At 71.9% G+C, this 26,814-nt stretch carries 19 protein-coding genes; 14 read left to right on the top strand and 5 right to left on the bottom strand.

Going from position 1 to position 26,814, the window contains the following annotated elements; translation table 11 throughout:
• Positions 1 to 139 precede the first annotated feature (139 nt).
• Together ACZ6C1_RS10360 and ACZ6C1_RS10355 are read left to right on the top strand one after the other, a co-directional pair.
• Positions 140 to 3,028, top strand: a complete 2,889-nt coding sequence (locus ACZ6C1_RS10360) for a vitamin B12-dependent ribonucleotide reductase (RefSeq protein WP_469239715.1) — start codon at positions 140 to 142, stop codon at positions 3,026 to 3,028.
• Positions 3,029 to 3,295: 267 nt separating this feature from the next.
• Positions 3,296 to 4,414 carry a hypothetical protein gene (locus tag ACZ6C1_RS10355; protein ID WP_469239713.1) on the top strand — a complete coding sequence of 373 codons (1,119 nt, stop codon included), beginning with the start codon at positions 3,296 to 3,298 and terminating at the stop codon, positions 4,412 to 4,414.
• A 114-nt stretch (positions 4,415 to 4,528) separates the two neighbouring features.
• Here the strand turns inward: ACZ6C1_RS10355 and ACZ6C1_RS10350 are convergent, their stop codons facing one another.
• A complete protein-coding gene (locus ACZ6C1_RS10350) occupies positions 4,529 to 5,059 on the bottom strand; it encodes a TerD family protein (protein ID WP_469239711.1) in 531 nt (176 codons plus the stop codon).
• A 72-nt stretch (positions 5,060 to 5,131) separates the two neighbouring features.
• Entirely contained in the window at positions 5,132 to 6,091 is a 960-nt protein-coding gene (locus tag ACZ6C1_RS10345; RefSeq protein WP_469239709.1) for a DUF1152 domain-containing protein, read from the bottom strand.
• A gap of 121 nt (positions 6,092 to 6,212) precedes the next feature.
• Between ACZ6C1_RS10345 and ACZ6C1_RS10340 the strand changes: the two genes are divergently transcribed.
• The 4 genes from ACZ6C1_RS10340 to ACZ6C1_RS10325 all read left to right on the top strand — a co-directional run bounded on the left by ACZ6C1_RS10340 (position 6,213) and on the right by ACZ6C1_RS10325 (position 10,974).
• Positions 6,213 to 6,818 carry a YdbC family protein gene (locus ACZ6C1_RS10340; RefSeq protein ID WP_469239707.1) on the top strand — a complete coding sequence of 202 codons (606 nt, stop codon included), beginning with the start codon at positions 6,213 to 6,215 and terminating at the stop codon, positions 6,816 to 6,818.
• Between the two features lie 162 nt (positions 6,819 to 6,980).
• Positions 6,981 to 7,640: a histidine phosphatase family protein gene (locus tag ACZ6C1_RS10335; RefSeq protein WP_469239705.1), complete on the top strand. Its 660-nt coding sequence runs from the start codon at positions 6,981 to 6,983 to the stop codon at positions 7,638 to 7,640.
• Positions 7,641 to 7,652: 12 nt separating this feature from the next.
• Positions 7,653 to 8,567 (top strand): ADP-ribosylglycohydrolase family protein, encoded by a 915-nt coding sequence (locus ACZ6C1_RS10330; protein WP_469239703.1) that lies wholly within the window; start codon positions 7,653 to 7,655, stop codon positions 8,565 to 8,567.
• Positions 8,568 to 9,414: 847 nt separating this feature from the next.
• The gene (locus ACZ6C1_RS10325) at positions 9,415 to 10,974 is read left to right on the top strand and encodes a DUF4153 domain-containing protein (RefSeq protein ID WP_469239701.1); all 1,560 of its coding nucleotides are present in this window, start codon (positions 9,415 to 9,417) and stop codon (positions 10,972 to 10,974) included.
• A 78-nt stretch (positions 10,975 to 11,052) separates the two neighbouring features.
• Here the strand turns inward: ACZ6C1_RS10325 and ACZ6C1_RS10320 are convergent, their stop codons facing one another.
• Positions 11,053 to 12,615 carry an MFS transporter gene (locus ACZ6C1_RS10320; protein ID WP_469239699.1) on the bottom strand — a complete coding sequence of 521 codons (1,563 nt, stop codon included), beginning with the start codon at positions 12,613 to 12,615 and terminating at the stop codon, positions 11,053 to 11,055.
• Positions 12,616 to 12,986: 371 nt separating this feature from the next.
• Here ACZ6C1_RS10320 and ACZ6C1_RS10315 point away from each other — a divergent pair, with 371 nt between their 5' ends.
• From ACZ6C1_RS10315 to ACZ6C1_RS10305, 3 genes are all read left to right on the top strand, one after another.
• The gene (locus ACZ6C1_RS10315; RefSeq protein WP_469239874.1) at positions 12,987 to 13,565 is read left to right on the top strand and encodes a TetR/AcrR family transcriptional regulator; all 579 of its coding nucleotides are present in this window, start codon (positions 12,987 to 12,989) and stop codon (positions 13,563 to 13,565) included.
• A 120-nt stretch (positions 13,566 to 13,685) separates the two neighbouring features.
• Positions 13,686 to 14,396, top strand: coding sequence for a ribonuclease HII (locus ACZ6C1_RS10310; RefSeq protein ID WP_469239697.1), 711 nt, complete (start codon positions 13,686 to 13,688; stop codon positions 14,394 to 14,396).
• Between the two features lie 128 nt (positions 14,397 to 14,524).
• Entirely contained in the window at positions 14,525 to 15,163 is a 639-nt protein-coding gene (locus ACZ6C1_RS10305) for a hypothetical protein (RefSeq protein ID WP_469239695.1), read from the top strand.
• 486 nt (positions 15,164 to 15,649) lie between these two features.
• On the opposite strand, the gene ACZ6C1_RS10300 is transcribed toward ACZ6C1_RS10305, so the two are convergent.
• The gene (locus ACZ6C1_RS10300) at positions 15,650 to 16,279 is read right to left on the bottom strand and encodes a hypothetical protein (protein ID WP_469239693.1); all 630 of its coding nucleotides are present in this window, start codon (positions 16,277 to 16,279) and stop codon (positions 15,650 to 15,652) included.
• A 217-nt stretch (positions 16,280 to 16,496) separates the two neighbouring features.
• Positions 16,497 to 18,677, bottom strand: a complete 2,181-nt coding sequence (locus ACZ6C1_RS10295) for a RecQ family ATP-dependent DNA helicase (RefSeq protein ID WP_469239691.1) — start codon at positions 18,675 to 18,677, stop codon at positions 16,497 to 16,499.
• 449 nt (positions 18,678 to 19,126) lie between these two features.
• Here ACZ6C1_RS10295 and ACZ6C1_RS10290 point away from each other — a divergent pair, with 449 nt between their 5' ends.
• The 5 genes from ACZ6C1_RS10290 to ACZ6C1_RS10270 all read left to right on the top strand — a co-directional run bounded on the left by ACZ6C1_RS10290 (position 19,127) and on the right by ACZ6C1_RS10270 (position 26,529).
• Positions 19,127 to 20,497, top strand: coding sequence for a DUF4192 domain-containing protein (locus ACZ6C1_RS10290; protein ID WP_469239689.1), 1,371 nt, complete (start codon positions 19,127 to 19,129; stop codon positions 20,495 to 20,497).
• Positions 20,498 to 20,717: 220 nt separating this feature from the next.
• Complete coding sequence (locus tag ACZ6C1_RS10285) at positions 20,718 to 22,655, top strand: glycogen debranching N-terminal domain-containing protein (protein ID WP_469239687.1); 1,938 nt, start codon at positions 20,718 to 20,720, stop codon at positions 22,653 to 22,655.
• Positions 22,656 to 22,772: 117 nt separating this feature from the next.
• On the top strand, positions 22,773 to 23,543 hold the full coding sequence (locus tag ACZ6C1_RS10280) for an NUDIX hydrolase (protein ID WP_469239685.1): 771 nt from the start codon (positions 22,773 to 22,775) through the stop codon (positions 23,541 to 23,543).
• 109 nt (positions 23,544 to 23,652) lie between these two features.
• Positions 23,653 to 25,449: an ABC transporter ATP-binding protein gene (locus ACZ6C1_RS10275; RefSeq protein WP_469239683.1), complete on the top strand. Its 1,797-nt coding sequence runs from the start codon at positions 23,653 to 23,655 to the stop codon at positions 25,447 to 25,449.
• Between the two features lie 192 nt (positions 25,450 to 25,641).
• Positions 25,642 to 26,529 (top strand): FadR/GntR family transcriptional regulator, encoded by an 888-nt coding sequence (locus ACZ6C1_RS10270; RefSeq protein WP_469239681.1) that lies wholly within the window; start codon positions 25,642 to 25,644, stop codon positions 26,527 to 26,529.
• Positions 26,530 to 26,814: the final 285 nt, after the last annotated feature.

Genomic DNA, 26,814 nt, shown 5'->3' with positions numbered 1-26,814 from the left:
CGAGGGACCGGCGATCGGCCGCTGAGCGGCACATGACGTGTCACGGGTGCTGTGCGTGGTGCCCGGGACAACAGACAGACACGTGCCTTGGGAAGATTTGGGCACTTGAGGGTGTTTTTGCCCGTATATGGGAGGCGGCATGACAGAGACGGCGAGCGGCCCGGCACGAGGGTCCCGTACCAAGGGAGCCAAGGTGAGCAAGGGTCTGCGTATCGAGCGCATCCACACCACCCCCGGCGTGCATCCGTACGACGAGGTCGTGTGGGAGCGTCGTGACGTCGTCATGACCAACTGGCGCGACGGCTCGGTCAATTTCGAGCAGCGTGGCGTCGAGTTCCCCGACTTCTGGTCGGTGAACGCGGTCAACATCGTCACCAGCAAGTACTTCCGCGGGGCCGTCGGCACCCCGCAGCGCGAGACCGGTCTGAAGCAGCTGATCGACCGGATCGTGAAGACCTACCGCAAGGCCGGTGAGGACTACAACTACTTCGCCTCGCCCGCCGACGCCGAGATCTTCGAGCACGAACTGGCGTACGCCCTCCTGCACCAGATCTTCAGCTTCAACTCGCCGGTGTGGTTCAACGTCGGCACGCCGCAGCCCCAGCAGGTGTCGGCCTGCTTCATCCTGTCCGTCGACGACTCCATGGAGTCGATCCTCGACTGGTACAAGGAAGAGGGCATGATCTTCAAGGGCGGCTCCGGCGCCGGCCTGAACCTCTCCCGCATCCGCTCCTCCAAGGAGCTCCTCTCCTCCGGCGGCAACGCCTCCGGTCCCGTCTCCTTCATGCGTGGCGCCGACGCCTCCGCCGGAACGATCAAGTCCGGTGGCGCCACCCGCCGTGCGGCCAAGATGGTCATCCTCGACGTCGACCACCCCGACATCGAGGACTTCATCGAGACCAAGGTCAAGGAGGAGGAGAAGATCCGCGCCCTGCGCGACGCGGGCTTCGACATGGACCTGGGCGGCGACGACATCACCTCCGTCCAGTACCAGAACGCCAACAACTCCGTCCGCGTGAACGACGAGTTCATGAAGGCCGTGGAGTCCGGCGGCAAGTTCGGCCTGCGCGCCCGTATGACCGGTGAGGTCATCGAGGAGGTCGAGGCCAAGGCGCTCTTCCGCAAGATGGCCGAGGCCGCCTGGGCCTGCGCCGACCCCGGCATCCAGTACGACGACACCATCAACCACTGGCACACGTGCCCGGAGTCCGGCCGCATCAACGGCTCGAACCCGTGCAGCGAGTACATGCACCTGGACAACACCTCGTGCAACCTGGCCTCGCTGAACCTGATGAAGTTCCTCAAGGACGACGGCAAGGGCAACCAGTCGTTCGACTCCGTCCGCTTCGCCAAGGTCGTCGAGCTGGTCATCACCGCGATGGACATCTCCATCTGCTTCGCGGACTTCCCGACGCAGAAGATCGGCGAGAACACCCGCGCCTTCCGTCAGCTGGGCATCGGCTACGCCAACCTCGGCGCCCTCCTCATGGCGACGGGCCACGCGTACGACTCCGACGGCGGCCGCGCCCTCGCCGGCGCCATCACCTCGCTGATGACCGGCACCTCCTACAAGCGCTCCGCCGAGCTGGCCGCGGTCGTCGGCCCGTACGACGGCTACGCCCTCAACGCCGAGCCGCACAAGCGCGTCATGAGGCAGCACGCCGACGCCAACGCCAAGGCCGTCCGCATGGACGACCTGGACACCCCGATCTGGGCCGCCGCCACGGAGGCCTGGCAGGACGTGATCCGCCTCGGCGAGAAGAACGGCTTCCGCAACGCCCAGGCGTCCGTCATCGCCCCGACCGGCACCATCGGTCTGGCGATGTCCTGCGACACCACCGGCCTGGAGCCCGACCTCGCGCTGGTCAAGTTCAAGAAGCTGGTCGGCGGCGGCTCGATGCAGATCGTCAACGGCACCGTGCCGCAGGCGCTGCGCCGCCTCGGTTACCAGGAGGAGCAGATCGAGGCGATCGTCGCCCACATCGCCGAGCACGGCAATGTGATCGACGCGCCCGGCCTCAAGCAGGAGCACTACGAGGTCTTCGACTGCGCCATGGGCGAGCGTTCCATCTCCGCGATGGGCCACGTCCGCATGATGGCCGCCATCCAGCCCTGGATCTCCGGCGCGCTCTCCAAGACGGTCAACCTCCCCGAGACGGCCACCGTCGAGGACGTCGAGGAGGTCTACTTCGAGGCGTGGAAGATGGGCGTCAAGGCTCTCGCCATCTACCGCGACAACTGCAAGGTCGGCCAGCCCCTCTCCGCCAAGAAGAAGGAGCAGGAGAAGGCCGAGGTCACCGAGAAGGCCGAGGAGACCATCCGCGCGGCGGTCGAGAAGGTCGTCGAGTACCGCCCGGTCCGCAAGCGCCTCCCCAAGGGCCGTCCCGGCATCACCACCTCCTTCACGGTGGGCGGCGCCGAGGGCTACATGACCGCCAACTCCTACCCGGACGACGGTCTCGGTGAGGTCTTCCTGAAGATGTCGAAGCAGGGCTCCACGCTCGCGGGCATGATGGACGCCTTCTCCATCGCCGTCTCGGTCGGCCTCCAGTACGGCGTGCCGCTGGAGACGTACGTCTCGAAGTTCACCAACATGCGCTTCGAGCCGGCCGGTATGACGGACGACCCGGACGTGCGGATGGCGCAGTCGATCGTCGACTACATCTTCCGCCGCCTGGCGCTGGACTTCCTGCCCTTCGAGACCCGCTCGGCGCTCGGCATCCACTCCGCCGAGGAGCGCCAGCGTCACCTGGAGACCGGTTCCTACGAACCGGCCGAGGACGAGATGGACGTCGAGGGCCTGGCCCAGTCCGCCCCGCGCCAGCAGGAGGCCCCGAAGGCCGTCGCCGCCGCGCCCAAGGCCGAGGTCCCGGCCCCCAAGCAGGCGCACACGTCGGCGGAGCTCGTCGAGATGCAGCTGGGCATCAGCGCGGACGCGCCGCTGTGCTTCTCCTGCGGTACGAAGATGCAGCGGGCCGGTTCCTGCTACATCTGCGAGGGCTGCGGCTCGACCAGCGGCTGCAGCTGAAACCAGGTGGAATCGCGTCGGATGCAACATTCGACGTAGCTGACACCCGAGCGTGTTCTCTGTGAGGGAGGGACGTCGGCCCTGGGCCGACGTCCCTCCCTTCTGCGGTCGGTGCACCACGAGAAGGACTGGACCCGGTGCGTGGGCGCAGGTGGCCATGATTCCCGGGACAGCCGCCACCGTGGCGGGTGACAGCGGCTTGTGGCAGTGGCCCTGGCATGACATGCTCCGCGTCATGATCAAGAGAATCGAGTCCTCCGTCCGCCGATGAGCGAGACGACCGGGACAGGACTGCCCGGATCACCGACCACATTGTTCGACCATGCCCTCCGGCTGCATCGGCTGGCTCCCGGAGAGCCGCTTCATCGCGACGGGGAGCCCTACCCCGACGACGGCTTGCACCGTCATCGGAAAGGCCCGCGCACACCCGAGGACCGGCACTCGGTCGGCAAGGACGCGGCGCTCATCCTGGACGCTCACTTCGCGAGGGCCTCCGCCCGTCCCAGCGAATTGGCCAACGCTTTCCACGACGTCCACGTCCCGATTCACCCCAACGAACACATCGCCGCCGCGGCCGAGCGGGCGGACAGAGAACGCGTTCGCCGGACGGGCCGCTGGCTGGTCCGGTACGGCACCGACCGATGCTCGGTCACCGTGGGGCTGGCCCTGGTCGCTGCTGTGGGAAGGGCTGACGACATCCCGTTGATCCAAACGATCGGGCTGCTGTCCAACCGCTTCGGACCACTGGCGGCGTACGCTCTCGAGAGTCAGCCCGGAGGAGCCGAAGCACTGCTCTGGCTCGCCGAGCGAGTCACCGGCTGGGGACGCGTCTACGTCATTGAGGCTCTCTGCAGACTCGACGACCCAGCTGCCCGACGATGGCTGCTTCGCAGGGCCTGCGACGGCGACTTCCTCAACGGATACTTCGCCGGCAAGGTCGCCACGGTTGCCGGACTCCATGAGGCGCTTTCGGACCTCAGCACGGACAGCGAGATGGTCGACCACACGGGTCGGCTACTTCATCTGATGAGCGACTGCGGAGGGATGGGACTCACCCTCGCCCACTACCCTCACTCGGGAATGGTCCTGGAAGCTCACGCTCGCCACGTGGGTTCGCTCCGCCCGACCATCGAGCGCTACTTCACGATCGCGGTGCTCACTCAGCACCTGACTACGGAGCCTCCCGATGCTGCGGGGTGTACTGCGGCGCAGCAAAAAGCGCTCCGGGAGACGTACCTTGCCATCCTCGACCGAGACGAGTGGACCCGGACCGCACGCGACGGGTTCGCGGCGGATGACAACCGGATGAAGTGGCTTGCCGACTACAGGGCGCCACAGTTGAGGCTGCGTGCGTTTCCCGATCGAGAGCCGGACGCCGAGGAGTAGCGCACGCCGGGAACAAGTGGTCTCCGCCCGTATCCACGGGCGCTGACCGACTGACTGATCGGAACGGGAGAGCCGGAGACACCGGCTCTCCCGTTCCGCGTGCGTGCGAGAGCTTCAGGACTGCTCGGCACCCATCAGCGTGGTGAAGGACTGCGGATCGGCGTCGAAGCCCCGGACGGCACGGCGCCAGCCCCATCCCCCCGTACCGTCGCGGAGGAACTCCACGACGGTCACGGCGGTGGCGTTCCCGAGGCCGGTGAAGTCGTACCGGTCCAGCTCCCGGTAGCCCTCCTTCACCAGGACCAGGGCACTGGTGATGTCGGAGAAGGTCGTACGGCCGCCGCCCTGCTGTATGGCCACGCCCACGACCACGCGCGCGTACTCCGGCGCCAGGCGGTTCAGTTCCAGCGTCATGGCCTCGTCGAAGCCGAAACCCTGCCCGGTCCTGCTCTCCCTCTGAAGGGTGATGGTCCCGTCCGGCGACCGGCTGCCGAAGTGCACCAGGTACACGGGCGCACCATGGGGATCGTCCGCCCGGTAAACGGCGGCGATGATGTCGAGATCATGGTCCGGGACTCCGGCGGGGCTCGGATCCCACTTGAGTGTCACCTCGACCTTGCCGACCCCCTTGTTGGCACTGCTCACGGGATTCCCCTCTCTCGTACGGACAAGCCAACTGCCCGTGGCCCACAGCTCCTTGCCCATGGTGTCACGCACTCAGTGGGGGATCCGGCGTGGCGGACGCTGCCGGGGGAGCTCGTCCCGGAACGCCTCGATGCGACTGCCGACCTGACGGATGAGATGCGTGTCCTCGATCCGGTCCAGGTAAAGGCACCGGCGGGCCACGCCCTCCAGCTCGAAGGCGAAGTAGATCGCCATGAGCGGGTTGATGAACAGTTCGCTGCCTCGCGTACGGGACGTGAACCGGACGTCCCCGAAAGAACCCTGGACAGCGGCCGCGATGGAACCGTTGACGATGCTGGGGAAGTCGGGCGTACAGCTCTGCGCGTGGGCGACCGCGTCCACGAAGAGAGCACCCTCACGTGTCGTACGCGGGACGGAGAAGGCCCCCAGATAGGCGCCGTCCTTCTCCAGGGCGGCGATGTTCTCCAGGACCAGGCCATGGCTGACTCCGTGGTACGCGTCCACTCCGAAACCGATCGACGCGATCAGGCGCTCGGGCACCTCCAGCCCGGCGAGGGCCGCCACGCTGGTCAGGTCCTCCTCCGGGGTGCCGAGCCCGGACTCGTCGCCGCGCATCAGGATGTCGGTCCCGCCGTCGACCAGGACGACCGCGTCGATGTCGTAGTGCTCGATCAGCGCCTTGTACGCGGCCCGCAGCGGCTGGACCCCGACGCGGGCGAAGGCGTGGACGGTGCCGGGGTAGCCGTGCAGCGCGAGCCATTGGGCGAGGGTGCGTTCGGGGAAGTACGTCTGGTGCGGTGCCGATTCGGGGGTGACGACGGCGACGTCGGGGGCGAGCCAGGCGTCGAGGGGGAGGCCCTCCACGGCGCTGAAGGCCAGGTTGGCGAGGTGGACCTCCTTGCCCTGGTGGCGCAGCGACAGCGCCAGCGGGAGCCCCGCGTATATGTCGAAGCCGCCGCCCGCGCCCGCGACGAGGACCCGTTCGGCGGATTCGAGGCGTGCGAAGAGCGGGTTGGTGTGCAGCGCGGTCATCCGGTCATTGTGCCGGGGCGTTCGAACCGGAGCCGGATGTTTGTGCCACGGCCGGTAGTCGATGGGAGTGCGGTGCGCGAGACCTGGACCGGCGGGAGGCCCGGCGCCGTACGATGGCGCGGTGCTGGTCAAGTGGATTCGCTGCACCGTGGTGGACCGTCGTGGGTTCGAGCGGGGGCAGCGGAAGTGGGCGGGGCTGCTGGGTGAGCCGGGATTCCGTGGGCAGGGGGGCGGTTGGAGCAGGAGCCGGCCCGGTGTCGCCCATGTCTTCGCCTTCTGGGAGAGCCGGCCCTTCTACGACTCGTTCATGGCGCGCTCGCACGACCGGCTGGCCGCCGCGCAGTCGGGCACGTACAAGGACATGCAGGTCAAGCTGTTCGACCACCGCTTCGATGTGAAGACGGGCTTCGAGCCCCGCTTCACCGACGCCGACGTCGTCCGCGTCGCGCACAGCAGGATCCACGAGGAGCGGGTCGAGCACTACGCCCTGATGCAGGAGAAGGTGTGGAATCCGGCCATGGCAGGGTCGCCGGGGATGCTGCGCGGGCTCTTCGGGGAAGCGCCGGGGAACGAGTTCCTCGTCCTGTCGATGTGGCGGTCGGCGGCCGAGCACGGCAAGTACCGCACGGAGCGCGTGGAGCGACTGGCCCTGCGGGCCCAGATCGAGGCGGACGTGGCCGCGCTGACGGGCGACGTCGTCGACCTGGAGGCGGCGTGGACGGTGTGAGGACCGCGCCCGGGGCCGGGGGCCGGGACCGGGAGGGAGCCGGGACCGGGGCGGGGCAGGGACCGGGGCGGGGCAGGGGGCACCGGCCGGTCGGTACGCCGGATGGCGTCCGGCCATGGGGCCGGCCGGGCCCGGCCGGAAGGGACGATCTAGGGTCGTGACATGGGGCGACCGCGGCGCATCGTTCTCGTACGGCACGGCGAATCGGAGGGCAACTCCGACGACACCGTGTACGAGCGCGAGCCCGATCACGCGCTGAGACTCACCGAGCGGGGGCGGCGGCAGGCCGAGGAGACGGGCGAACGGCTGCGGGCGCTGTTCGGGGACGAGCGGGTCAGCGTCTACATCTCGCCGTACCGTCGCACGCACGAGACCTACCAGCTCTTCCGCCTGGATCCGGCACGGGTACGGGTCAGGGAGGAGCCGCGGCTGCGCGAGCAGGACTGGGGAAACTGGCAGGACAGGAACGACGTCCGGCTCCAGAAGGCGTACCGGGACGCGTACGGGCACTTCTTCTACCGGTTCGCGCAGGGTGAGTCCGGGGCGGACGTGTACGACCGGGTCGGAGCGTTCCTGGAGAGCCTGCACCGCAGCTTCGAGGCGCCCGATCACCCGCCGAACGTCCTGCTGGTGACGCACGGCCTGACCATGCGGCTGTTCTGCATGCGCTGGTTCCACTGGACGGTCGCCGAATTCGAGTCGCTGACCAACCCCCGCAACGGTGAGACCCGGATGCTGGTGCTCGGGGAGGACGGCCGGTACGCCCTTGACCGGCCGTTCGAGCGCTGGCGGCCCCCCGAGCCGTACGGCACCACCGGATAGAGTGGCAGTGCGATGACCGCTGACTCCTCTTCCGCCCGGCGCTTCGAACGCGCCCTGGCCAGCCTGCGCGGGCTGTCCGTGGGAGACGCCCTGGGCTCCCAGTTCTTCGTCCCCGACAACTATCCCCTGCTGAAGCGGCGCGAGCTGCCGCCCGGATCCTGGCAGTGGACCGACGACACCGAGATGGCCTGCTCCGTGCTGGCCGTCCTCGCCGAGCACGGGCGTATCGACCAGGACGTGCTCGCCCGCTCCTTCGCCGAGCACCACGACTTCGACCGGGGTTACGGGCCCGCCGTCAACCGGATGCTCCGGCTGATCCGCGAGGGCGGCGACTGGCGGGAACTGGCCGCCGGCCTGTTCAAGGGGCAGGGCTCCTGGGGCAATGGCGCCGCCATGCGCATCGCCCCGCTGGGCGCCTGGTACGCGGACGATCCCGAGCAGGCGACGCACCAGGCCGAGATCTCCTCGTACACCACCCACCAGCACCGGGAAGCCGTGGTGGGATGCATGGCCGTCGCGGCCGCCGCCGCCCTGGCGGCCGATCCGGCAGGGCCGCCGAAGCCGGAGGAACTGCTCGACGGTGTCGTCGCGCTCGTGCCGCGCAGCGCTGTGGGCGCGGGCCTGCGCAGGGCCCGGGACATGCTCGACTACGGCGACGCGGCGACCGTCGCGGCGGTGCTCGGCAGCGGTCGGCGTACGAGCGCGCACGACACCGTGCCGTTCGCGCTCTGGTCGGCCGCCCGCTCGCTGGGCGACTACGAGCGGGCGTTCTGGACCACCGCCCAGGTGGGCGGTGACGTCGACACGACGTGCGCCATCGCCGGGGGAGTGGTGGCCGCCACGGCCGCCGGGGCGCCACCGGCCGAGTGGCTGGACCGCACGGAGGCACTGCCCGACTGGCTGCCCGGGGGACCGGCCGGCAGCTGACGCAAGTGTCACGGTCCTGCCACAGCGTGGAGGCCGAACGGGATCCGGCCCTTTCCCCGGCTACCCTTTCGGCCACGCCGCCGCCTTGATCATGACAAGCGCGCGCTGACCAGACGCCGGGACCGTACGACACTGCCGTGGTGAACCACGCGGGCCCCGGTCGGGAGGGGGTCCCGTGCCAGACACGCCGTCCGCATCGCCAACACCACCGCAGCAGCCCCCGGGGGACGAGGGCACCCAGGCCGCCTCGGCGTCCCCATCGCCGGGGGCCCCGTCCGCAGGGGCCTCCGCCGACAGGGCCCCTTCCGACAGGGCCCCTTCCGACAGGGCCCCTTCCGACAGGGCCCCTTCCGACAGGGCCTCTTCCGGCAGTGCACCCTCCGACAGGGCCCCCGGCGCGGTGCCGGGTGATGCTGCTGAGAGTGGTGGGGCGCCGGGTGATGCTGCTGAGGGTGGTGGGGCGCCGGGTGAGGCTGGTTCGGGCCCCGGTGGTGCGGCGCGGGGTGGGGCCGGTTCGACCCTTGACGGTGATGGGGTGCAGGACGATCGCGGTTCGGTTCCTCGCACGGCGCCGGCCGACGAGCCTCGTCCCACCGACCGCGACGAACCTCGCCCCGCCGATGACGGTTCCGGCACCGTGCGAGGTGACGGCGCCGACGGCGACCGGCCGGGCCCCGTGCCGGGTGGGGCCGCCGTCGGCACGGCTCCCGGCGGCACCCCCAGCCCTCCCTCATGCGGTACCCCGCCACCGTCAGGCGGCACCCCCGGCCCTCGTCCCGGCGGCACACAGGGCGCCGCTCCTGCCATGGCACGTGCCCGGGCGGAGGCAGGGCCTGGGGCGCCGGGCATGGGACAGCCGGGGCAGCCGGGGCAGCCGCGATACCGGCCGGTCCCGCCCCCGCCGGGCGAGACGTGGCTGACGCGGATACGCCCGCGCCCACCCGCTCCGATACCGGCGGCCGCCCTCTGGTCGGCGCTGGCCACCGCCCTCCTCAGCGCGTTGCTCCTGGGCGACGGGCTGGGCTTGAACCTGCTGATCGTCGCCGTACCGGCCACCCTCACCGCCTACTTCGCCGCCGTGGCGGCGGGCCGCCGCATCCGCCCATGGACCGCGGTCTGGGGCGTGGGCGGCCTCGCCCTGCTGGTGGTACCCGCCCTGCGGGACGCGGGCTGGCCCACCTTCCTCGCCATCGTCTCCGCCGTGGGTCTCGCGTCGCTCGCCCTGCACGGCAGCCGCAACTGGCGCGGCATTCTCTTCAGCCCCTTCGGCCTCTTCGATTCGATCGGCCCCGGCCTCGTCTGGGCCTGGCGTGGACTGCGCGAGCGGGCCGGCGGAGCCCAGGGCCGGACGGGCCCGGTGCTGCGTACGACCGGTGTGGCCCTGGGCCTGCTGATCGTGTTCGGCGCGCTGTTCGCGGGCGCCGACGCCGCCTTCGCCGACCTGCTCGGCTCGCTCGCGCCGGACGTGACGGTCACCGACGGGCCCTGGCGGTTCCTGCTGTTCGCCCTCGGCCTGGTCGGGGCGCTGGCCGCCGCCCGTACGGCCGCCGCGCCGCTGCGGTGGGACCGCCTGAAGGCCCGCCCCGGCCGCCCGCGGGCCCGTATGGAGTGGGCGCTCCCGCTCATCGTGCTCAACCTGCTCTTCGCCGTCTTCAACACCGTCCAGCTCACCGTGCTCTTCGGCGGCTACGAGAAGGTGCTCAGCCAGACCGGCCTCACCTACGCCGAGTACGCGCGCCAGGGCTTCTGGCAGCTCCTCTGGGCCACCCTGCTCACGCTCGGCGTCATTGCCCTGGCCCTCCGCTGGGCACCTCGTGACGGCGCCCGGGACCGCACCCTGGTCCGGTCCGTGCTGGGCACCCTCTGCCTGCTCACCCTGGTGGTGGTGGCGTCCGCGCTGCGAAGGATGGACCTGTACGTCGACGCGTACGGGCTGACCCGGCTGAGGGTCTCGGTGGCCGCCATGGAACTGTGGCTCGGCCTCGTCCTCGTCCTGATCATGGCGGCCGGTGTGCTCGGCGCGCGCCGGCTTCACCTGCCGCGCGCCGTCGCGGTGAGCGCGGCGGCCGGCGTCCTCGCCTTCGGGCTGATGTCGCCGGACGGGCTCGTCGCGGAGCGGAACGTACAGCGCTACGAGCGGACCGGCAAGATCGACGTCGGTTATCTGGACGGTCTGTCGGCGGACGCCGTGCCGGCCCTTGACCGGCTGCCCGAGCCTCTGCGTTCCTGCGCCCTCCTGAAGATCGCGCGGAGTCTGGAGGGCGACGAGATCCCCTGGTACGCGGTGAGCCGGGGCGAGACCCGCGCCCGGGACATCCTCGACGAGCGCGGTGTCTCGGTCACGGGCTACACCTGCAATCCCCGGCGCAACGACTACGTCGACGAATTCGACGAGTACGACTACTAGGCGGACCGGCGGCCGGCAGATCGGCGGACCGGCGGTCCGGCGGACCGGCTGCCGGCCCACGTCGCCCCGGGCCGGGGACTACACCCCCGGCCCGGCCGGACCGGCCGCCTCCGATGTGCCGTTGAGCGCCTCCAGGTCGCTCTTGCGGACCCGGACCACGACCAGCGCGGTGAGCAGCGCCACGGCGACCATGCCCACGGCGGCCATGAACGCCGTCGAGATTCCGGCCGTCAGTACGTCGTGGGACCACGGCGCGGGGAGTTCGCGGGTCGCGGCGAACTGTTCCTGCTGCTGAGGGGTGGCCTCCGCCAGGAACGCCGGGACCTGATTCTCGGCCTCTTCCCGGCTCGCCGTACCGAAAACCGTCACCAGGATGGACAGGCCCAGGGAACCACCCACCTGCTGTGTCGCGTTGAGCAGACCGGAGGCCGCCCCTGCCTCGTGCTGCGCGACCCCCGAGACGGCCGTCAGCGTCAGGGTCACGAAGTTCAGGCCCATGCCGAAGCCGAACAGCAGCATCGGACCGAGGACCCCGCCCGTGTACGAACTCTCCGGTGAGATGAGTGTCAGCCAGAACAGCCCCACGCCCGTGATGGCCGAGCCCGTCACCATGAACGGTTTCGGCCCCAGCACCGGAAGGAGCCGCTGGGAGAGCCCGGCTCCCGTGACGATGGCCACGGTCACGGGCAGGAAAGCGAGCCCGGACTGGATCGGGCTGTAGGCGAGCACGTTCTGTACGAACAGCACGATGAAGAAGAACATTCCGAACATGGCGGCGGCCAAGCTCAGCATGATGACGTACGTACCCGATCGATTCCGGTCGGCGAACATCCTGAGCGGCGTGATGGGTTCCCGCGCCCGCGCCTCGACGGCCGCGAAGGCGGCGAGCAGTACGAGGGCTGCGAGGAACGACCCGATGGTGAGCGCGTCGCGCCAGCCCTCCTCGGACGCGCGGATGAACCCGTACACGAGGGAGGCCATACCCATCGTCGACGTCAGCGCGCCCGCGACGTCGAAGCGGCCGGGGTGGCGTACCGACTCGTTGATGTACAGCGGCGTGAGTACGGCGATCAGCACACCGATCGGTACGTTGACGAAGAGCACCCAGCGCCAGTCGAGCCACTCGGTGAGCATCCCTCCGGCCAGCAGCCCGATCGCGCCACCCCCCGCCGAGACGGCCGCGAAGACCCCGAACGCCCGGTTCCGCTCCGGCCCTTCGGGGAAAGTCGTGGTGATGAGGGCGAGCGAGGTGGGCGAGGCTATCGCCCCGCCCACACCCTGAAGCGCGCGTGCGGCGAGCAATTGCCACGGCTCCTGCGCGAATCCGCCCAGCAGGGAGGCGAAGGTGAAGACGAGGATTCCGGTCATGAAGACCCGACGGCGTCCCAGGATGTCGCCCGCCCTGCCGCCGAGCAGCAGCAATCCGCCGAAGGTGAGGGTGTACGCGCTGAGCACCCAGGACAGGCCGGTGGTCGAGAACGACAGCGCGTCCTGGATGTGGGGAAGAGCGATGTTCACGATCGTCGCGTCCAGCACGACCATCAACTGACAGGCGGCGATGACGGTGAGGGCGATTCCCGGACGCCCCTCCCGGCGGGCGGCGCCCGGCTTGTTCTGTGTTTCCGAAGGAGAGGTCGTCACTATGGATCCCCCATGAGCGAGTTAGTGAACGGATCCGTTCACTGTCTCGTCAACGGTAGTGAGTCCCCATCAGAGAACGCAACCGTTCACTGATCGCTGTCGTCCCCCAATCCCGCTTCCCCAATGGAGAGTTGTTGATGGTGAGTACCCGCTCCACGCCCTCTGCGCCCCCCGCGGCTGCGCCTGCCGCGCCCCCGGTGGCTTCCGCGGATGCCACTTCCCCTGCGCGCGCCGTGCCTCCCGCGCCTACTGCGGCATCCGCGCCCGCTGCATCCCCCACGGGTGCCGCGCCCCCCGCCCCCGCCGCGCCTGCTGCGGCCGCAACGGCCGCTCAGCGCTCGTCGGTCGGCGCTCGGGCGCGATCGGTGTCCTTGCGGCGTCGCGGGGCCGTGTTGGAGCGGGCGATCCTCGACGCGGCTCTGGAGCAGCTCGGCACGGTCGGCTGGAACGGGTTGACCATGGAAGGGGTCGCGGCCGGCGCCCAGACCGGCAAGGCCGCCGTCTACCGGCGCTGGCCCTCGAAGGAGGACCTCGTGGCGGACGCGCTGCAGGCCGGGCTTCCGGTGCTGGACGAGGCGGCCGACCACGGCTGCATCCGCGAGGACCTCTACCGGCTCTGCCTCCGGATGCGCGACGTCCTCTACTCCAAGCCGGGTTTCGCGATCCGCTCGGTGATTCACGAATGCGACAGTGTGACGGCCGAGCGGTTCCAGGGATTGATCCGTAACGGAGTGATCGGGCCCTCCACTCGCCTCATTCACGAGGTCGTACGCCGGGGAATCGAGCGGGGTGACGTTCGGGCCGATGCGAGCGACAACCTGGTCGTCGATGTGGTGCCGGCCATGATGATGTACCGGTCCAAGATGTGCGGCAGCGAATGGACCGACGCCGATGTCGCGGAGATGATCGACCGGGTCATGATTCCGCTCCTGCGGCCGGTGTCCGAGTGAGGGAGACGGCAGAGGAGACCGCGGCGAGGTGGCAGGGAGGCGGCAGGGCCTCGGCCTCCGAGGCCGGATCGCAATCCGGGTATCGCGGGCGGGGCCGGGCGGCGTAACCTGTCTGGCGCCATGCCGTACGAACCACCCACTCACACCGTCGAGCGCTCGATCAGAGCGACCACCGGCGCCAAGATCATCGCCGGAGTCGACGAAGTCGGACGCGGGGCGTGGGCCGGTCCCGTCACGGTCTGTGCCGCTGTCACCGGACTCCGCCGGCCACCCGCCGGACTGACCGATTCCAAACTCATCAGCCCCAAGCGCCGTGCCGAACTGGCCGAGGAGCTGGAGAAGTGGGTCACCTCCCACGCCCTCGGGCACGCCTCTCCGGAGGAGATCGACGAGCTCGGGATGACAGCGGCGCTCCGACTGGCCGCCATCCGCGCCCTGGACGCCCTTCCGGTGCGACCGGACGCGGTGATCCTGGACGGCAAGCACGACTACCTCGGGCGACCCTGGCAGGTCCGTACGGTGATCAAGGGCGACCAGTCCTGTGTCGCGGTCGCCGCCGCCTCGGTGATCGCCAAGGTGCGGCGGGACGCGATGATGGCCGAGCTGGAGGCGGAGTCCGCCCAGTGCGCCGTCTTCGGATTCGGGGACAACGCCGGATACCCGTCGCCGGTGCACAAAGCGGCGCTCCGGGAATGGGGCCCCACGCCGTACCACAGGCTGAGCTGGTCGTATCTCGACGCGCTGCCCCAGTGGCGGCACCTCAAGAAGATCCGCATCTCGGCGGAGGCGGCCGAGCTGGAAAGCGGGGGCCAACTCGGCTTCGACTTCTGAACGCCCGGCAGCGTCCCGCCGAACAGCAGGCCGCATATGAGCGACGCGCGCATTCGTCATCCGTACGCGTCGCGTGTATGCGCCACCCGCCGGTGTCACTCGCACCGGCGTTTGATAGACATCCAGTTATGCCTCTCATCCCCGAGGAGCCTCAGATTCACGAGAGTGCCCAGGGTCCCCGCGCAACTCCGGCCGCCGGCCGCCCCGCGCCGACCCCCCGACCCGTACCCGGTCCGCGTTCCGCGGCCTCGCCGCGTCCCGGCCCCGGCCCGGCCCGGCCCACGCCTCCGGCATCGCCGCGTCAGCACACCGGTGCGGCGCATCCCCCGGTGTCCCGGCCGGAGAATCGTTCCGCGCCACGGCCCCCGTCCGCGACCCAACCGCAGATCCAGCTGATCCCCGCTCCCACGGGCGGCGCGCTCGACGCCGCCGAAGAGGCGGTCGACCTGCTGCTCGAAACCGGTCGGTCGCCGGGCGACATCCTGGTCCTGACCACCGGCGACCCGCACCCGTGGGCCACCCACGAGCTGTCCTTCGGCGACGCGTCCTACTGGGCCCAGCACGACGCCCGCGACGACGTGTTCTTCGCGGACGCGGCTGCCGTGGAGCGCGCCTCGGCCCGGCCAGTGGTGGTCGTGGCGGTCAACGGCGGCGGCGACGACGCGGCTGCCCGCGCCCTGCCGGCGGCGATGGCCAGGGCGACCGCGCTGCTGATCGTCTGCGGCGACCCGCAGCGGATCAACGCGGTGCTCGGCGCCGGCGTCTGAGCCGTACGCGCGTACACGGCGTTCCAGGGGCCCGCACCTGGCACTGCGTCCCGTCCGGGGCGCCGGTGTCAGGGGCCGGCTGCCGGTGCCGCCGGGGGTGTGCCACCGGGAGGTGTCGACGGACGGAGCCGGAGCAGGCGGGACGGTACGCCGTTCCCGCTCCCGTTTTCCCTCCCGTCCGGCTGCCGGAGCCGCCTGTGGCGGCGCTGTGCGCTGTGGCGCTTCACGGCGGTGGCCTGTCGCGCGACGGGGAGGCCGTACCGGGTGGCCGACACGCCTGCAGTGGTCACGCGTGCGGGCGGCCGAGGTCGTCGGCCGCGGTGACCGGTCGCGGTGACCGGTCGCGGTGACCGGTCGCGGTTCCGGTTCCGGTGACGGTCGCGGTTCCGGCCCCGGTGACCGGCCGGCGGTGAACCCTCGTGGTGACTGTGTGCGGTGACCGTTTGCCGTGCGGGTGGTTCAGGGTGTCCCGGTGCTCCCGGCGCCTCAGCGGGCCGCCGTGCGGCGCAAGGGCTCCGCGGCGCCGCTCGCGGTGCGCGGAGCCGGGAGTATCTCGTCGGCCGAGGCGTCCGCCAGATCACCGGCCGGCGAGGCCGAGTGCGGGCGTCGGCCACCCCGGCCCTCGCCCAGTACCTGCCAGCCGCCACGGGTCAGGGTGATGTACGCGCCGCACCGCAGCCCGTGCAGCGTGCAGGCGTCCCGCAGCCCCCACATCCACGCCCCGTCCTCCTCCGTCCACCGCTCGTCGCCGTCACGGCAGTAGAGCAGGACGGCGGTCCGTACCGGGGTACGGCGCCGCAGATCGTGCGGGATGACCCTGCGGAGGTGCGCGAGCAGGGAGTTGCGGAACTCCCAGCCGTCCGCGGGCGAGGCGCGGCGCGCGAACGAGGCACTGGCGGTCAACCGCTCCTCATGGTCGAGGACGGCGACGACGGCGGTCGCGGGCGTCGGGCGGTGGCGGGCGTGCAGGCCGCTGACGACCTCGCGCGGATTGCGCAGCAGCGGAATCCCGGCCGCCGCCCACTCGGCGGGTTCGAGCATCCGGGCGAGGCGGCTGGCGGGGTCGGCGGGCGTGCTGATCGAGGTGGCTGCGGACGGAGCGAATCCGAAGGTCACGGTCCTCCCTTCGCATACGCGCCCACAGAGCGGGCAGGGTCGAGTGAGGGACGCACCGGCACAGCCCTTCTGGACCGCGAACAGACCGTGCGGGGAGCGGATTCCAATTCTTGCTGGCGGAACGGGCAAGCGGCAACGAGCAATTGGGGCTGCTGCCGGGAATGGGATGGTATGGCACTCATATCCTTCCCCATCGTCTCGGGGATGACGCGTCCCGTCACCCTTGAACGGCGAGGACCAGCGGAAACACTCCCCCCGCGCCGGCCCGGCGCAGCAGCCGCGCCGCCACGGCGAGCGTCCAGCCACTGTCAGAGAGGTCGTCGACCAGCAGCACCGGCCCCCCGGCCGACGCCAACTCCCCGGCCAGCGCGGGCGGCACGGTCAGCGCCCGGTGCAGACCCAGCACCCGCTGCGCGCTGTTGGTCCGTGAGATCCGGGTGTCCGACGCCTCCGGGGCGTACTCGACGGAGCCGAGCAGCGGCATCCTGCCCACCTCGGCGATCCGTCGGCCCAGTGAGCCCACGAGCTGCGGCCTGCTGAGCGAGGCGACCGTGACCACGCCCACCGGTCGCGGTGGTGCGTCCGGCGCCCCGGACGCCCAACCGCCCGGCGCCTTGGCCCAGTCGGCGAGCACCCGCACCACCGCGTCCACCACATCGTCCGGTACCGGGCCGTCAGCCGCCCCCGGCGCCAGCATCGGACGCAGTCGGTTGCCCCATCCGATGTCGGAGAGCCGTCCCAGCGCCCGTCCCGGGAAGGACTGTTCACCGGCGGGGATACGGCCCTTGAGGTCGACCCCGGCCGCGGGCAGCCCGGTCGGCCACATCTTGCGCGGCTCGACCTCCACCCCGGGCCGACCCAGCTCTCCACGCGCGGCGTCCAGCGCCGCCCCCGACACCTTGGCGTCGAATCGGGGCCCGGCGCAGTTGTCGCAGCGACCGCACGGAGCGGCCTCCTCGTCGTCCAGCTGCCGGCGCAGGAACTCCATCCGGCACCCGTTCGCCGACGCGTAGTCACGCATCGCCTGCTGCTCCGCCTCTCGCTGCCGCGCCACCCACGCGTACCGCTCGGAGTCGTAGGACCAGGGCTGCTCCGTGGAGGTCCAGCCACCCTTCACCCGGCGCACCGCGCCGTCCACGTCGAGGACCTTGAGCATCGTCTCCAGGCGGGTGCGGCGCAGCTCCACCAGCGGCTCCAGGGCGGGCAGGGACAGCGGCCGGCCGGCGTGCGCCAGCACGTCGAGGGTGCGGCGCACCTGCTCCTCGGGCGGGAAGGCGACCGAGGCGAAGTACTGCCAGATCGCCTCGTCCTCCTTGCCGGGCAGCAGTAGCACTTCCGCGTGCTCCACGCCACGGCCCGCCCGGCCCACCTGCTGGTAGTAGGCGATGGGGGAGGAGGGCGAGCCCAGGTGCACGACGAAGCCGAGGTCCGGCTTGTCGAAGCCCATACCGAGCGCCGAGGTGGCCACCAGCGCCTTGACCCGGTTGGCCAGCAGGTCCTCCTCGGCCTGCTGGCGGTCCGCATTCTCCGTGCGGCCGGTGTACGAGGCCACGGTGTGGCCGCACTGACGCAGGTAGGCGGTCACCTCCTCGGCGGCAGCGACCGTGAGCGTGTAGATGATCCCCGAGCCGGGCAACTCGCCGAGGTGGTCGGCCAGCCAGGCCAGGCGGTGGGCCGCGTCCGGCAGCCGGAGCACCCCCAGGCTCAGGCTCTCCCGGTCCAGCGGGCCGCGCAGGACGAGCGCGTCCGTGCCCGCTCCGGTGCCCAGCTGCTCGGCGACGTCCGCCGTCACCCGCGCGTTGGCCGTGGCGGTGGTGGCGAGGACCGGAACGCCGGGCGGCAGCTCGGCCAGCATGGTGCGCAGCCGCCGGTAGTCGGGCCGGAAGTCGTGGCCCCAGTCGGAGATGCAGTGCGCCTCGTCCACCACCAGCAGGCCGGTCGCGGCGGCGAGCCGGGGCAGCACCTGATCGCGGAAGTCCGGGTTGTTGAGCCGCTCGGGGCTGACGAGCAGCACATCGACCGCGCCCTCGGCCACTTCCTGCTGGACCGTCTCCCACTCCTCGGTGTTGGAGGAGTTGATCGTCCGGGCGCGGATGCCGGCCCGCGCCGCCGCCTCCACCTGGTTGCGCATGAGCGCGAGCAGGGGTGAGACGATCACGGTCGGGCCGCTGCCCCGCTCGCGCAGCAGCGAGGTCGCGACGAAGTACACGGCCGACTTGCCCCAGCCGGTGCGCTGCACGACGAGCGCCCGCCGCTTCTCGGCGACCAGCGCCTCGATCGCGCGCCACTGATCCTCCCGCAGCCGGGCGGTGCCGCTGTCGTCCCCGACGAGGCGGGCGAGCACGGCATCCGCGGCTGCGCGAAGGGTGCTGGATCCTGCGTTGCTCGTGTGCTCCATGCCCCCATGCAACAGCACGGGTCTGACAACCGGCGAACCGGCGAACCGGCGCACAAGCGAATCAGCGGACCGGCGCACCGGTGAAACGGACCGGCGATCCGGTGCACAGGCGAACCAGCGAACCAGCGGACCGGCGTACCGGTGAAATGAACCGGCGTACCGGCGCACCGGCGATGCGAACCGGCGAACCGGCGAATGAGAAACCCGGCCGACAGGCGATCCGGCGAGCCGAACCGGCCGACCGGCGATCCGGCGATCCGGCCGAGCGGCGATCCGGCCGACCGGCGGCCGAGTGCGATACGACGTGTCGCGCGGCGCGCGGCGCGTATACCAGTCGGGCAGTCCGTGCGCGAGCGAGCCGCCGCGCCTGTGGACAGCGACGTTCCACGCCGTCCCGCGGTTGTCCACAGGGGTCGACGGCCGGCGTCGTTCGCGGGACCGTCGTGGCCATGAACAAGCACCACGAGACCACCGGACCCGCCGACGACCAGCAGCAGATCACCCTGCGTGGCCCGGCCGAACTAGCCGACGCACTGCCGTACATGATGGGTTATCACCCGACCGACTCGATCGTGATGGTCGCTCTCCACGGCGACCGGGGCCGCTTCGGCGGCCGGCTCAGGCTCGGCATCCCGCGCTCCCCGCGAGAGTGGCCGCCCGTGGCCGAGCAGCTCGCCGAGTGCCTCGTCGAGGGATGTGAGCGGCGCGGTTCGCGACCCGACGGCATCGTCGTCTTCCTCTGCCAGGACCCGGCCGACGGGGAGACCGGCCGCCGTGTCATGGAGCGTCTGCGTCCGCTCGCCCAGCGGCTGCGCACCGCCTGCGGCACCCTCGACGTGCCGGTGTACGAAGCGCTCTGCATCTCCGACGGCCGCTTCTGGTCCTACTGCTGCCCCGACACCCGCTGCTGCCCGCCCGAGGGGAATCCCCTGGCCCTGCCGGGTACGTCGGTGATGGCGGCCGCCGCCGCGTACGCCGGCATCCAGGTGCGCGGCTCACTGCGTGAGATGGAGGGACGCCTGCGGCCGTGGCCGTACGAGGCGGCTCGGTCGGGCGACCAGTTGCGGGCACTCGACTCCACCGGGGCGGCCCTGGTGCCCAGGATCCTTGACGGGGAAGGCCGCGCCACGGTGCGCACGGAGACGATCCACCTGGCGGAGGAGCTCATGAAGCGCCTCGCGGACGGCCCACGGATCACGGACCCGACGGCGGCCGATGCCCAGGACGACGCACTGATCCGGCACGACGAGGCGGCCGCCGTCATCCTGGGGCTTCAGGACCGGGAGACCCGGGACCGGGCGGCGGAGTGGATGGAGGGGGCGGAAGCGGCACCGGCTCTGCGGCTCTGGCGTGCACTTGCCCGCCGTTGCGTGGGGGCCTACGTCGAGCATTCGGCCGCACCGCTGACGCTCGCCGGCTGGGTCGCCTGGTCGACCGGTGACGAACCCGCCGCCCGCGTGGCGCTCGGCCTCGCCCTGGACGCCGACCCGGAGTACGTGTTCGCCAGGCTCCTGCACCAGGCCTGTAACGAGGGCCTCGACCCCGAGTCGCTGCGCCGGTGCCTCCGTGAGGAGCGCGACGCGCGGACCGCCGCCGAGACCCGGGCCGCGTCCGGTGCGCGGACACGGCCGGGCGCGCGGGCGGGGGCGGGCATGCCGACGGTGCGCCGCCGCGCGAGGCGCCGGTCGGCACGGATCCCCGCCGGGAGGAGCGTCTCGACCCCGCTTCCCGGTGCGGCCGGGCCGGACGGGGGCGGGGCGCGTTCCCGGAGCCGCGCGGCCCGTCGTGGCGGAGGGCGCGGAGGCAGGAGCGGGCGATGAGGGGCGTGACCAGGACCCGGGTGGCGCCGTTCCCCTGTGTGGCGGAGTCGTCCGACCCGTGCCGTCGTACCACCAGCGGCTGTCCGGAGCGCACAGAAGGCTCAGCACACCACCCATGGACCTCACCGTCCCGTCCCGATCCCCCGTCCCCCCGTTCCGCCGTCCCTCGGCCGCCGGTCCGGCGCCCCCCGGACCGGTGCGTCCAGGGGAACTGCCGCCCGTGCACGATGCGATCATCTGCGTGGCGCTGCCCTCCTTCGCCGTCTCCCCGTCGCACGGACAGCTCACCGGCCACGGCCTCGAAGGTGTCTACCACTCGGGTCGCCGCGTCCTTTCCCGCTGCCACCTGCGCGTGGCGGACCGGGAACCGGTCACGGTGCAGGGCCGGCTCCTGTCCGCCGACCGGGCCCGGTTCGTCGCGGTGGTGCGCACCTCCGCCGACCCCGGCCCCGATCCGGGCGTCGGAGTGGAGCGGGTCAGATGCGCGGACGGCACCGAGCGGATCACCTTCCGCAGTTCGGTGGGCCGGACCCTCCGGCTGCCCGTCGAGATCGCCATGGGCACTGACCTGGCGGACCTGGGTGCCGTCGCGTCCGGCCGGCCGACCGCCGAGCTGCGCGCGGCGGTCCACGACTCGGGCCTGCGCTGGTCGGCGCCCGATGGCGGCCGTGCGACAGTCACCGCCGACCCGCCGCCCAAGGACACCCTGGCCTCCGCCGGGCTGCTGCGATGGGAGCTGGAGCTCCGTCCCGGCGCCGCCCGCACCATCGTCCTCGAGGTACGGGCTGCCCCTCCGGGCACAACGCGGCCCGTGGGGCGGACGGGCGGCCGCAGCCCCCTCGCCGATGCCCACGCCGAGGGAGACGATCCCCGCGTGGAGAGGCTCCTCCGGGTGGGCCTCGGAGATCTACGGGCGCTCCTGGTGCGCGATCCGGCGCACCCGGCCGACCTCCATCCCGCTGCCGGTGTGCCGTGGCGCTGCGGCCCGGCCCCCGCGGAGGCGCTGTGGGCCGCCCGCATGGCCCTCCCGCTCGGCACCCGGCTCGCCGTCACCACGCTGCGAACCCTCGCCCGCACCCAGCTCTCCGGCCCCGGCCCGGGTGCGGGACACATCCCCGGACCGCTGCGCGACACCGGACCCCACCTGCCGCCCAGCTGCACGGGCACCGAGGCGACTCTCGCCTTCCCCGCCGTGCTGGCGGAGGCCCACCGCTGGGGCCTGCCCGAGCAGGACCTCGCGGAGCTGCTCCCGGCCGCCGAGCGGTGCCTCCACTGGTTGCGAGCCACCGCCGACGAGAGCGGCCTGCTGCGCGAGCCCGGCCCTGCCGGACTCCACCGCGCCGAAACCCAGGCCCATGCGCACCGGGCCGCCCTTCTCGGCGCCGACCTCCTGGAGGCGTGCGGCCGGCCCGGGGCCGACGACTGGCGTGACTGGGCTCATGTCCTGCGACACCGCTTCCAGGACGAGTTCTGGCTCGACGACCCGACCGGCGGCCGCCCCGCCGCCGCCCGTACGCCCGCGGGCCGCCCGCTGCCGTATCTGGGAGGCGGCGCGGCACACCTTCTCGACACCGGCCTCCTCGGCTGCGGTCGGTTCGCCGACGGGCTGCTCGACAAGGTGCAGACCGAGCAGCTGGCCCGGCTGCTCGGCAGCCCCGCCATGGACACCGGCTGGGGTCTGCGCAGCCTCGGGGCCAAGGAGCCCGCTCACAACCCCTTCGGCCACCGCTCGGGGGCGGTCCGGGTCCATGAGACGGCCGTCGCCGTCGCGGGCCTGGCCGCCGCGGGGTACGAGAGGGAGGCGACCTCCCTGCTGCGCGGCCTGCTCGACGTGGCCGAGGCGTTCGCGTACCGGCTGCCCGAGATGTTCGCGGGCGACCAGCGCGCGACGGGGGCTGCGCCCGTCCCGCATCCCGCCGCGTGCCGCCCCGCGGCGGTGGCCTCGGCTGCCGGTGTCCACCTGCTCACCGCCCTGGCCGGAATCCGCCCCGACGTACCGGCGCGCACGGTGGCCCTCCAGCCGATGCGCGGTGCCCCGCTGGGGGCGATCCGCCTGTCCGGGCTGTGCGTCGCCGGTGAACCCTTCGCCGTACGGGTCAGCAGGCTGGGGCTGGGCATGGTGGAGGAGGCCGCCCCCGGGCTTCAGCTGGGTGTGTGACCAGGTGCGCGCCGTGCGCGCGGAGGGCGGACCCGGCCTGTCACAGGAGAGGAAGAAGTGGCGGCCGGGGAAGCTGGGGGAGGTGTTTATCGTCAGGAAGACGACTATGATCGGCGCATGTCGCCCTACGACCCGTCGGCCTTTCCGCCCTTCGCCGTGACCGTCGACCTGGTGGTGCTCACGGTTCGCCGCCACGCCTTGTGCGCACTGGTCGTACGCCGTGGAGAACCGCCGTTCCAGGGGCGCTGGGCACTGCCGGGCGGGTTCGTACGGCCCGACGAGGACCTCGGCGCGGCCGCGGCGCGCGAGTTGGTCGAGGAGACCGGGCTGTGCGCCCACGACCCGGGCACCCCGCTGCCCGAAGCCGGCAATGGCGCCCACCTCGAACAGCTCGCCACCTACGGAGACCCCAAGCGGGACCCCCGTATGCGGGTCGTCAGCGTCGCCCACCTGGTGCTCGCGCCCGACCTTCCCGCGCCGCGCGCGGGCGGCGACGCCAACAGCGCCCGCTGGGCACCCGTCGACGAGCTGCTGAACCAGGAGGACGGCTTCGGCCGTGAGGGCGAGCCGCCCGCGCCCCTCGCCTTCGACCACGCGCGGATCCTGGCCGACGGAGTGGAGCGCGCCCGTTCCAAGATCGAGTACTCGTCGCTGGCCACGGCCTTCTGCCCGCCCGAGTTCACGGTCGGCGAGCTGCGCCGGGTCTACGAGGCGGTGTGGGGTGTCGCGCTCGATCCCCGCAACTTCCACCGCAAGGTGACGGGCACGCCGGGCTTCCTGGTCCCCTCCGGCGGGACCACGACGCGTCAGGGAGGCAGGCCCGCCCAGCTCTTCCGAGCCGGAGGCGCGACGCTGCTCAACCCGCCGATGCTGCGCCCCGAGGTCTGACACCCCGGGCGGTACCGCTCAACCCTGCACCAAAAGTCCGAAATATAGCGTTATCTTGCTGCGGTACCCGCCCTGCCGCCGAGCGGTTTCCTCTACCGCGGGAGAAGCGATGCTCCAGGCAATCGGACTGACCAGCACCCCCCGCCGAGACCGTCCGCCCGCCGTGGACGATCTGACCTTCGAGGCACGACCCGGCAGTGTCACCGCACTGCTCGGCGCCCCCGGCTCGGGCAAGACCACCGCGCTGCGCATGATGCTCGAACTCGAACCCGGCCGCGGGGTCACGTACTTCCGCGGCCGCCCCCTCCACCGCATCGCCCACCCCGCCCGCGAGGTCGGTGTGCTCCTCGGCGACGTCCCCGGCCACCCCGCGCGCACCTGCCGCGGCCAGTTGCGCATGCTCTGCGCGGCCGCCGGCGTACCGGCCTCCCGGGCCGACGACATGCTCGACATCGTCGGCCTCGCGGGCCTGCGCCACCAGCGGCTCGGCACCCTCTCCCTCGGCATGGAACGCCGACTCGGGCTCGCCGCCGCCCTGTTGGGCGACCCGCACACCCTCCTGCTCGACGCGCCGGCCGCCGGACTGTCCCCCCGTGAGAACAGCTGGCTGTTCGGCCTGCTGCGCGCCCACGCCTCCCACGGCGGCACCGTGCTCTACACCACCGACGACCCCAAGGAAGCGGCCCGCACGGCGGACCACGTCGTCACCATCGACGAAGGGAGGCTCGTCGCCGACCAGGACGCCGCCACCTTCGCCCGCACCCGGCTGCGACCCCGCGTCGCCGTCCGTACGCCCCACGCCGCCCGGCTCGCCGCCGTCGTCAACCGGGAGGCGCGCGCCGCACAGCGCTCCGTCGAGGTGGTCGCCGAGGAAGGCACCCGGCTCTGCGTGTACGGCAGCGACTGCGCCGAGATCGGTGAGACCGCCTTCCGGCACGGCGTCCTCCTGCATCAACTCGCCGACGAGGTCGGCGACACCGGCACCCCCCAGGCCACCCCCGCCCCAACGCCCACCCGAGACCCCGCCATGACGCCGGACGAGGTGACCGGGTCCGGCCCCGCGCCCGATCCGGCGCCCCGCCCCGGCGCCGAATCCCTTCGCCCGCCGGCGCCCCCGCTCACACGCAAGCCCGTACGCAGCCCCCTCCGACCCCTCCGGTACGAGCTGTGCCGCTTGCTGGGCGTACCCATCACCCACGTGACCGTCGCCTCCGTCCTCGTCACCTCCGCCGTCCTCGCCGCCTTCCTGGCCCGCACGGGCGGCATCCCCCTGCCCGCGGTCCTGGCATCCTGGCCCGGTTTCCTCCCGCTGCCGCCCGCGGCCCTGGGCGCCGGTCTGCTGGGCGCGCTGTCGTTCGGTGACGAGTACCGCCACCCCGTCCTGTCCGCCGGCCGTGGCACCGTCCCACGCCGCCTCGGGCTGCTCCTCGCCAAGCTGGCCGTCACCGCCGTCACCGCCGTGCTGCTCGCCCTCCTCGTCGCGGCCGTCGACCTCGGGGCGCTCCGCCTCCTCTACGGCGGCGACGCGATCCCCGTACCCGGAAACTGGGCGGCGCTCTGCGTCGGTTGGGCCGGCCTGTCCGTCGGATGTGCCTGGGCCGGGCTCCTGGCGGCCGGGGTCTTCCGGGCGACCGCCGCGGGGGTCGCCGCCGTGCTCGCCGTGCCGGTCGTGATCGCCCCGCTCGTACAGAAGGCGCTCGTCGGCCCGTCTGTGCGTTCGATCTCCGGACTTCCGTCCCGGCTGCGCGAACTGGCCTGGACGGAATGGCCGTACGAGGCCGACCGCTGGATCCTGGCGGCGGTGCGGGTGATCGCTCAACCGGTCGGCACGGCACTGGTGTTGTCGGTGACGGTGCTCACGTGCGCTTATCTGTTCACCGGACTGCGCCGAAGAGCCCGTTGGTAGCCGTCGGCGGTCCGTTGGGGGCCCGTTGGTGACCGAGCGATGACCAAGGCGCTCCAAACGGTCACAACTCCCTTGGAAATTGCCCGGTTCCTTCCGATAAGGCGTCAATTGAAGCGCGAGCGCCGATCACCCTTTCGTGTGCTTTTCACCAAAGACCTCAAGGGTCGTGAAGACCGCGCCGACAAAGGATGCGTGAGTACCCTTGCGCACACCATGATGACCGCCGCCCGCCCCGTGGAGACCGGCCTCACGGCCCCGGGCGGACTGGACCGCTACCCCTACACGGAGGGCCCCGTCGCCGACCGCGTCGCGCACCCCGCCTGGGAAGGCGCCGACACGGAGCTGGGCCGGGTGGGCCGGCGGACGACCGGCAGTCGCGGCCGAGGACTGCACGGCCAACTCGTCCAGCAGCTCGGCCAGATGATCGTCTCCGGCGACCTGGGCGCCGACCGGCCGCTCGTACCCGAGGAGATCGGTCAGCGCTTCGAGGTCTCCCGCACCGTCGTGCGTGAGTCGCTCCGCGTCCTCGAGGCCAAGGGTCTCGTCAGCGCCCGTCCGAACGTCGGCACCCGCGTCCGCCCGGTCAGTGACTGGAACCTGCTCGATCCGGACATCATCGAGTGGCGCGCCTTCGGCCCCCAGCGCGAGGACCAGCGCCGGGAGCTCGGCGAGCTGCGCTGGACGATCGAGCCGCTGGCGGCGCGCCTCGCCGCCGGCCACGGCCGCGAGGACGTTCAGCAGCGTCTCGGCGACATGGTCGAGATCATGGGCCACGCCTTCGCCCAGGGTGACGTGATCACCTTCTCCCGCGCCGACGCCGAGTTCCACAGCCTGCTGATCCAGCTCGCGGGCAACCGGATGCTCGAGCACCTCTCCGGCATCGTCTCCGCGGCCCTCCAGGTCTCCGGCTCCCCGGCGATCAGCTGTGACCGCCCCAGCGAGCCCTGCCTCGCCCACCACGCGCGCATCGTCGACGCACTCGCCACCGGCGACGGGCCGGCCGCCGAGGCCGCCATGCGCCAACTGCTGACGGTGCACCCCGAGGTCGAGCGGGTCGTCCCCGCTCCGCGCGAGCACTGACCCCACAGCGCGTTCATCCTCGCGTACGCGGCGTGTGTCGCCGGGCCCCAGGACCGCCCTGGGGGCCCGGCGCGCCCGCAAGGCCGGCACGGCCCGCGCGGCCGCAACGGCCACAAAGTCGCAGCGGCGGCCGACGGCGTACCCGGGAAACACCGTGCCGTACCCGTAAGGAACAAGGGATTGGGCGGCGCTATAGGGGATGACCTCCCGGTCTGGGGGTATTTGGATGCATACGGGGTGTGACTCGGGCCACGCGGATTGGGCGTAACGCTCCTCGAAGCCCTG

The sequence above is a fragment of the Streptomyces sp. NPDC041796 genome, assembly GCF_055590785.1.
This window is presented reverse-complemented; position numbering and strand designations above follow the sequence as displayed.

Excerpts from the sequence above, each read along its gene's own strand:
- ACZ6C1_RS10360 (WP_469239715.1), top strand. The coding sequence starts at position 140 with ATGACAGAGACGGCGAGCGGCCCGGCACGAGGGTCCCGTACCAAGGGA.
- ACZ6C1_RS10290 (WP_469239689.1), top strand. The coding sequence starts at position 19,127 with ATGAACAAGCACCACGAGACCACCGGACCCGCCGACGACCAGCAGCAG.
- ACZ6C1_RS10325 (WP_469239701.1), top strand. The coding sequence starts at position 9,415 with ATGGGACAGCCGGGGCAGCCGGGGCAGCCGCGATACCGGCCGGTCCCG.
- ACZ6C1_RS10345 (WP_469239709.1), bottom strand. The coding sequence starts at position 6,091 with ATGACCGCGCTGCACACCAACCCGCTCTTCGCACGCCTCGAATCCGCC.
- ACZ6C1_RS10275 (WP_469239683.1), top strand. The coding sequence starts at position 23,653 with ATGCTCCAGGCAATCGGACTGACCAGCACCCCCCGCCGAGACCGTCCG.
- ACZ6C1_RS10355 (WP_469239713.1), top strand. The coding sequence starts at position 3,296 with ATGAGCGAGACGACCGGGACAGGACTGCCCGGATCACCGACCACATTG.
- ACZ6C1_RS10330 (WP_469239703.1), top strand. The coding sequence starts at position 7,653 with ATGACCGCTGACTCCTCTTCCGCCCGGCGCTTCGAACGCGCCCTGGCC.
- ACZ6C1_RS10305 (WP_469239695.1), top strand. The coding sequence starts at position 14,525 with ATGCCTCTCATCCCCGAGGAGCCTCAGATTCACGAGAGTGCCCAGGGT.
- ACZ6C1_RS10335 (WP_469239705.1), top strand. The coding sequence starts at position 6,981 with ATGGGGCGACCGCGGCGCATCGTTCTCGTACGGCACGGCGAATCGGAG.
- ACZ6C1_RS10295 (WP_469239691.1), bottom strand. The coding sequence starts at position 18,677 with ATGGAGCACACGAGCAACGCAGGATCCAGCACCCTTCGCGCAGCCGCG.
- ACZ6C1_RS10310 (WP_469239697.1), top strand. The coding sequence starts at position 13,686 with ATGCCGTACGAACCACCCACTCACACCGTCGAGCGCTCGATCAGAGCG.
- ACZ6C1_RS10280 (WP_469239685.1), top strand. The coding sequence starts at position 22,773 with ATGTCGCCCTACGACCCGTCGGCCTTTCCGCCCTTCGCCGTGACCGTC.